The sequence below is a fragment of the Actinosynnema sp. NPDC049800 genome, from assembly GCF_040656635.1.
Classification (GTDB): domain Bacteria; phylum Actinomycetota; class Actinomycetes; order Mycobacteriales; family Pseudonocardiaceae; genus Actinosynnema.
On record NZ_JBFAMT010000002.1, the window covers coordinates 507,885 to 513,988 of the forward strand.

A 6,104-nucleotide genomic window follows, 5' to 3' on the forward strand; every position below is an offset into this window, starting at 1 on the left:
CGTGCCCACCATGGAGCGACGAGTTGCGGTGGTCACCGGGGCGGCGCAGGGGATCGGGCTGCGGGTGGCCGAGGTGCTGCGCGAGGACGGGTACGAGGTGGTCGGGTTCGACCTCACCGAGACCGACGGCGGCGTGGTGGGCGACGTGTCGTCGCCGGCCGACGTGGCCAGGGTGGTCGAGCGGGTCGGCGACCGGGTCGACGTGCTGGTCAACAACGCCGGGATCGCGGGGATCGTGCCGTTCGAGGACACGTCCCTGGAGCTGTGGGAGCGGATGGTGGCGGTCAACCTGACCGGGCCGTTCCTGCTGACGCAGGCGTTGGGCCGGGTGATGCTGGCGCGCGGGCGGGGCGCGGTGGTGAACATCGCGTCCGTGGCCGGGTTGCGCGGCGTCGCCGACCGGGCCGCCTACAACACCACCAAGCACGGGCTGATCGGCATGACGCGCACGCTCGCCGTGGAGTGGGGCGGGCGCGGTGTCCGGGTCAACGCGGTGTGCCCGGGCTGGGTGAAGACCGAGATGGACGTCGAGTCGCAGGCCGGCGGGCACTACGACGACGCCGACATCACCGACCACGTGCCGATGGGCCGGTTCGCGGCGCCCGACGACATCGCGCAGGCCGTCGCCTTCCTGGCCGACCCGGGCCGGAGCGGTTTCATCAACGGCGTCGCGCTGCCCGTGGACGGCGGTTGGACGGCCGACGGGTCGTGGCAGTCGTTGCGGTTGTCCAAGCGCTGACGTGTGAGAAGACCCCCTGCACCCGGTGCAGGGGGTCCGTCGCGAGAGGACTCAGCGCTCGACGTCGCCGCGGATGAACGCCTCGACCGCCTCGTGCGCCTCGGAGTCCGAGTACTGCACGGGCGGGGACTTCATGAAGTAGGACGACGCCGACAGGATCGGGCCGCCGATCCCCCGGTCCAACGCGATCTTGGCGGCGCGCACCGCGTCGATGATGATGCCCGCCGAGTTCGGCGAGTCCCACACCTCGAGCTTGTACTCCAGGTTCAGCGGCACGTCGCCGAACGCCCGGCCCTCCAGCCGCACGTAGGCCCACTTGCGGTCGTCCAGCCACGCCACGTAGTCCGACGGGCCGATGTGGACGTTGCGCTTGCCCAGGTCGCGGTCGACCTGCGAGGTCACCGCCTGCGTCTTGGAGACCTTCTTTGACTCCAGCCGCTCCAGCTCCTTCATGTTCAGGAAGTCCATGTTCCCGCCCACGTTGAGCTGCATCGTCCGGTCGAGCTGGACGCCGCGGTCCTCGAACAGCTTGGCCAGCACGCGGTGCGTGATGGTGGCGCCGACCTGCGACTTGATGTCGTCGCCGACGATCGGCACGCCGGCCGCGCGGAACTTCTCCGCCCACTCCGGGTCGGAGGCGATGAACACCGGCAGCGCGTTGACGAACGCCACGCCGGCGTCGATGGCGGCCTGCGCGTAGAAGCGGTCCGCCTCCTCCGAGCCCACCGGCAGGTAGGACACGAGCACGTCCACCGATGCGTCGCGCAGCGCCTGCGCCACGTCGACCGGCTGCTCGTCGGACTCCTCGATGGTCTCCCGGTAGAACCGGCCGAGCCCGTCGAGGGTGTGACCGCGCTGCACGGTGACGCCCAGCGGCGGCACGTCGGCGATCTTGATCGTGTTGTTCTCGCTCGCCCCGATGGCCTCGGACAGGTCCGAGCCGACCTTCTTGGCGTCCACGTCGAACGCGGCGACGAACTCGATGTCGCGCACGTGGTAGTCGCCGAACCGGACGTGCATCAGACCGGGCACGCGGGTGCTCGGGTCGGCATCGCGGTAGTAGTGGACGCCCTGCACCAGCGACGCCGCGCAGTTGCCGACCCCGACAATGGCCACTCGAACGGTGCGGCGGTTGTCGCCCATGCCGAGTCCTCCTTAGTTCTTCCGTGCTCGTATTCGGGGGGTTATTGGTCCCGCTCGCGCTGTTCGGCCTGTTCATGGGCGATCAGCTCGTTCAACCACCGCACTTCGCGCTCGGTGCTCTCCAGCCCGAGCCGGTGCAGCTCCCGGGTGTACCGGTCGATGCGCTCGCTGGTAGCCGATAACGAGGTGCGCAGCCCCTCGCGGCGTTCCTCGACGCGACGCCGGCGGCCTTCGAGGATGCGCATCCTGATCTCGGCCGGGGTCCGGGAGAAGAAGGCCAGGTGCACGCCGAACGAGTCGTCGTCCCACGTCTGGGGTCCGGCGTTGACCAGCAGTTCGGCGAACCTCTCCTTGCCCTCCGCGGTGAGCTTGTAGACCTTGCGCGCCCGACGGCCCCAGCGGGCCGAGTCCTCCTCGGGCACTTCCTCGACGATGAGGCCGCCACGTTGCAGCTTTCGCAACGTGGGGTACAGCGTCCCGTAGGAGAACGCGCGGAACGCACCCAGCAGCTCGTGGAGCCGTTTGCGCAGCTCGTAGCCGTGCATGGGCGCCTCGTGCAGCAGGCCGAGCACCGCGAACTCCAGCACGCGCACCTCCTCGCTCGGGTGAGCGCCGATGGGTGTGCTCAGTATATCGGTGCGATACATCCGCGCACGCCGACGCGGTGTCACGTGGCACACAGCGACCCCTACCTTCGGCCCACTGCCCTGAACGGCCCATCGACGCGGTTGGGGCGGCACGTACTCTGGTCGTCGTGTCGACCCAACGCCAGGTCGTGGACTACGCCTTGCAGCGCCGCGCGCTGCTGGCGGAGGTCTACGCGGGCCGAGTGGGCACGATGGAGGTCTGCGACGCCAGCCCGTACCTGCTGCGAGCTGCGAAGTTCCACGGCCGACCGAGCGATGTGACCTGCCCGGTGTGCCGCAAGGAACCGCTCACCCACGTGTCCTGGGTCTACGGCGACGAGCTCAAGCACGCGGCCGGATCCGCGCGCACCACCGACGAGCTGGCCCGCATGGCGACCCTCTTCGAGGAGTTCACCGTGTACGTGGTCGAAGTTTGCCGCACATGTAGTTGGAACCACCTGGTGCAGTCATACGTCCTGGGAACGCGTGGCTTGAACTCAGGCAAGCCGCGCAGGAGGACCGCGGCGGAGTGAACCTGCTCCGACCGCGGGCGCCGCTCCGGCGAGGAGCAGCGGCGTACGACCACCGAACCGCGTGCAACGGCACGCCGGTCTGGGAGGCCATTTCGTGAACGACCAGCATGACGACAGGCATCGTGGCGCGGAGCCGCAGTGGCCGACCGGGGAGGACCCGGACGGCGGCGGGCACGCACCGCGCCACGGCGCCGGGGATCAGCCGGAGCGTCCGAACACCCCGCCAGGTGGTTTCGCGCGCGCTCCGATGGACGGCCCCGGCCCTCGGCACGGCACCCCGCCGGGCGGGTTCTCCCGCCCCGGCCCGCCGCCCGGCGCGGGCGTCCCGCCGGCGGGAGGGACGCCGCCCGGCGGGATTCCCCGCGGCGGCCCGCCGCCACGGCGACCGGCCGGTCCCGGCGCACCCGGCCCCGGCGGCAGGCCCGGCGGCCCCCCGACCGGTCCCGGCGTGGCGGGCAGCGGCCCCGGCGGCCCCGGCCAGCGCCCGAACACGCCTCCCGGCGGCCTGCGCGGACCCGTGCCGCCCGGCGGCCGGCCACCGGTCGGCGGTCCGGGCGGTCCGCGCAGACCCGGCGGTCCCGCCGGTCCGGGCGGTCCGCCGCGGCGTCCCGGCGAGGAGCCGACGGACCTGCTGCCGCCGGTGTACCAGACCACGCCGCGCGAACCTGAGCTCCTCACGCACCGCGAGGACGAGGTCGAGCTCGAGCCGTTCTACGACGACGAGTACGACGAGGAGCTGACCGAGGAGGAGGCCCGCGCCGTGCGTCGCAAGAAGGTCTGGCGCCGCGTGCGCCGCACCGCCTACGTGGCCTTCGGGCTCATGCTGCTGGCGCCCGTCGTGGCGTTCGCCATCGCCTACCAGGTGGTCGAGGTCCCGAACCCGGAGGCCCTCGCGGCCGAACAGGGCAAGGCGATCACGATCCTCTACGCCGACGGCTCCGTGATGACGAAGTACGCCCCCGGCGAGGCGAACCGCACCATGGTCAAGTACGAGGACCTGCCGGATTCGATCAAGCACGCCCTGTTCGCGGCGGAGGACCCGACGTTCGAGACGAACGTCGGCTTCGACCTGAAGGCCATCGCCCGCGCGGCCTACTACCAGCTCAAGGGCGAGCAGAGCGGTGGCTCCGGCCTCACGCAGCAGTACGTCAAAGAAGCCACCGACCAGAGCGACATGACGCTGAGCCGCAAGTTCACCGAGGCGGTCACCGCGTACAAGATGTCGCAGCAGCAGGACAAGAAAGACATCCTGACCGCGTACTTGAACACGATCTACTTCGGCAAGGGCGCCTACGGCATCAAGACGGCGGCGAAGGCGTACTTCGGTCACGACGACCTGAAGAACCTCACCTACTCGCAGGCCGCCCTGCTGGCCGGCATGGTCCAGAACCCGAGCCGGTCCGAGCAGCCCGCGTACGCGCTGGAGCGCTGGAACTACGTGATGGACCAGCTGCTCGAGTACAAGTGGATCGAGCCGTCCTACCGCCAGTCCGAGCCGTTCCCGGAGCCGGTGCCGCAGACCGACGACTCCGGCCTGGCGGGCCCGCGCCTGCACATCCGCAACCAGGTCATCGAGGAGATGGACAAGGTCGGGTGGGACGTCAAGAAGTCCCAGTCGGTCGGCGTCACCGTGCACACCACCATCGACCCGCCGAAGCAGTTGGCGGCCGAGGAGGCGGTGCGCGACATCATGGGCCCGCAGCCGAAGGAGCTGAGGTCCTCCCTCACCGCGATCGACCCGCAGACGGGCGCGGTGAGGGCGTACTACGCGGGCGAGGACGGCGTCGGCCAGGACTTCGCACGCGGCACGATCCAGGAGGCGGGCTCCTCGTTCAAGCCGTTCGACCTGGTGGCGGCGCTGAAGGCGGGCAAGGGCCTCGGCTCGACCTATGACGGCCGCTCGCCGAAGACCTTCAACCTCGGCGGCGACCCCATCGTGATCCGCAACGCGTCGGACCGGAACAACAGCTGCGGCGAGAAGTGTCCCATCCGCAAGGCGATGGAGCTGTCGCTCAACACGGTGTTCTACGAGATGGTGCTGGAGATCGGCACCCAGCCGGTCGCCGACGCGGCGTACGCCGCAGGCATTCCCAGGGTCGTGGACGTCGGCAACGGCGAGGAGAAGCTGCTGGTCAACAAGGAGACCGGCGGCGCGCCGAACGCGGGTATCGCGCTCGGTGGCGGCGAGGCGCAGGTCCGGCCGTTCGACATGGCGTCGGCGTACGCCACGTTCGCCGCGCGCGGCACGTACCACGAGCCGTTCTTCATCTCGAAGATCGCCAACACCGAGGGCAAGGCCGTCTACCAGCACGTCGACGAGTCCCGGCTGGCGTTCGACCCGGACCCGCAGAAGAACCAGGACATCGCCGACAACGTCACCGAGGCGCTCAAGCCCGTCGTGAAGCCGTCGACCGGTCTCGCGTGCGCGGGCCGTGAGTGCGCCGGCAAGACCGGCACGCACGAGCTCCCCAACGACGCCACGCAGAACTCGAAGGCGTGGATGGTCGGCTACACGCCGACGCTGTCGGCGTCGGTGTGGATCGGCAACCCCGCGGGCAGCGTGGCGTTGAAGGACGCGCAGAACCGGCCGATCTTCGGTAGTGGCCTGCCCGGTCAGATCTGGAAGAGGTTCATGGACCGGGCCTTGGAGGGGACGCCGGCGGAGCCGTTCCCGAAGCCGAGGAAGTTGAACCAGTTCGACGACCCGAAGCCGACCACCACGACGACCACCACGACGACCACGCAGAAGCGGGACGAGGACAACCGGTCGACGACGACCGACCCGACCTCGACCAAGCCGACGACCACCAAGCCGACGACCTCGACCCGTCCGTGCGTGGGCCTGGCCTGCCCGCCCACCACCTCCACGACGACGCCGGAGAACGGACCCGATCCGATCGGCGGCGGTGTTCGACCAACGGGTTGACCTGCATATCCGCAGACCAGGAGGGGTTCGGCCGGACGGCCGGACCCCCCCGGTTGCTTGACCGGGATTTTAACCGAACACACCACCGGGGGCGCGGATAGGAGGTGGGGAGTGGGGGGGGGGGGGGAAGAGGGTGG

5 protein-coding genes are annotated in these 6,104 nt (G+C 70.2%); 3 read left to right on the forward strand and 2 right to left on the reverse strand.

What is annotated here, in order from left to right; all coding sequences use genetic code 11:
* Nucleotides 1-10: 10 nt before the first annotated feature.
* A complete protein-coding gene (locus AB0I91_RS05230) occupies nt 11-739 on the forward strand; it encodes an SDR family NAD(P)-dependent oxidoreductase (protein ID WP_498771498.1) in 729 nt (242 codons plus the stop codon).
* 51 nt (nt 740-790) lie between these two features.
* On the opposite strand, the gene AB0I91_RS05235 is transcribed toward AB0I91_RS05230, so the two are convergent.
* Both AB0I91_RS05235 and AB0I91_RS05240 read right to left on the reverse strand, forming a co-directional pair.
* Entirely contained in the window at nt 791-1,882 is a 1,092-nt protein-coding gene (locus AB0I91_RS05235; RefSeq protein ID WP_498771496.1) for an inositol-3-phosphate synthase, read from the reverse strand.
* A 41-nt stretch (nt 1,883-1,923) separates the two neighbouring features.
* On the reverse strand, nt 1,924-2,469 hold the full coding sequence (locus AB0I91_RS05240) for a PadR family transcriptional regulator (protein ID WP_498771494.1): 546 nt from the start codon (nt 2,467-2,469) through the stop codon (nt 1,924-1,926).
* A 167-nt stretch (nt 2,470-2,636) separates the two neighbouring features.
* Between AB0I91_RS05240 and AB0I91_RS05245 the strand changes: the two genes are divergently transcribed.
* Both AB0I91_RS05245 and AB0I91_RS05250 read left to right on the forward strand, forming a co-directional pair.
* Nucleotides 2,637-3,041 carry a DUF5318 domain-containing protein gene (locus tag AB0I91_RS05245; protein WP_498771492.1) on the forward strand — a complete coding sequence of 135 codons (405 nt, stop codon included), beginning with the start codon at nt 2,637-2,639 and terminating at the stop codon, nt 3,039-3,041.
* Nucleotides 3,042-3,489: 448 nt separating this feature from the next.
* Nucleotides 3,490-5,967, forward strand: a complete 2,478-nt coding sequence (locus tag AB0I91_RS05250; protein ID WP_499635326.1) for a transglycosylase domain-containing protein — start codon at nt 3,490-3,492, stop codon at nt 5,965-5,967.
* The last annotated feature ends 137 nt before the right edge of the window (nt 5,968-6,104 follow it).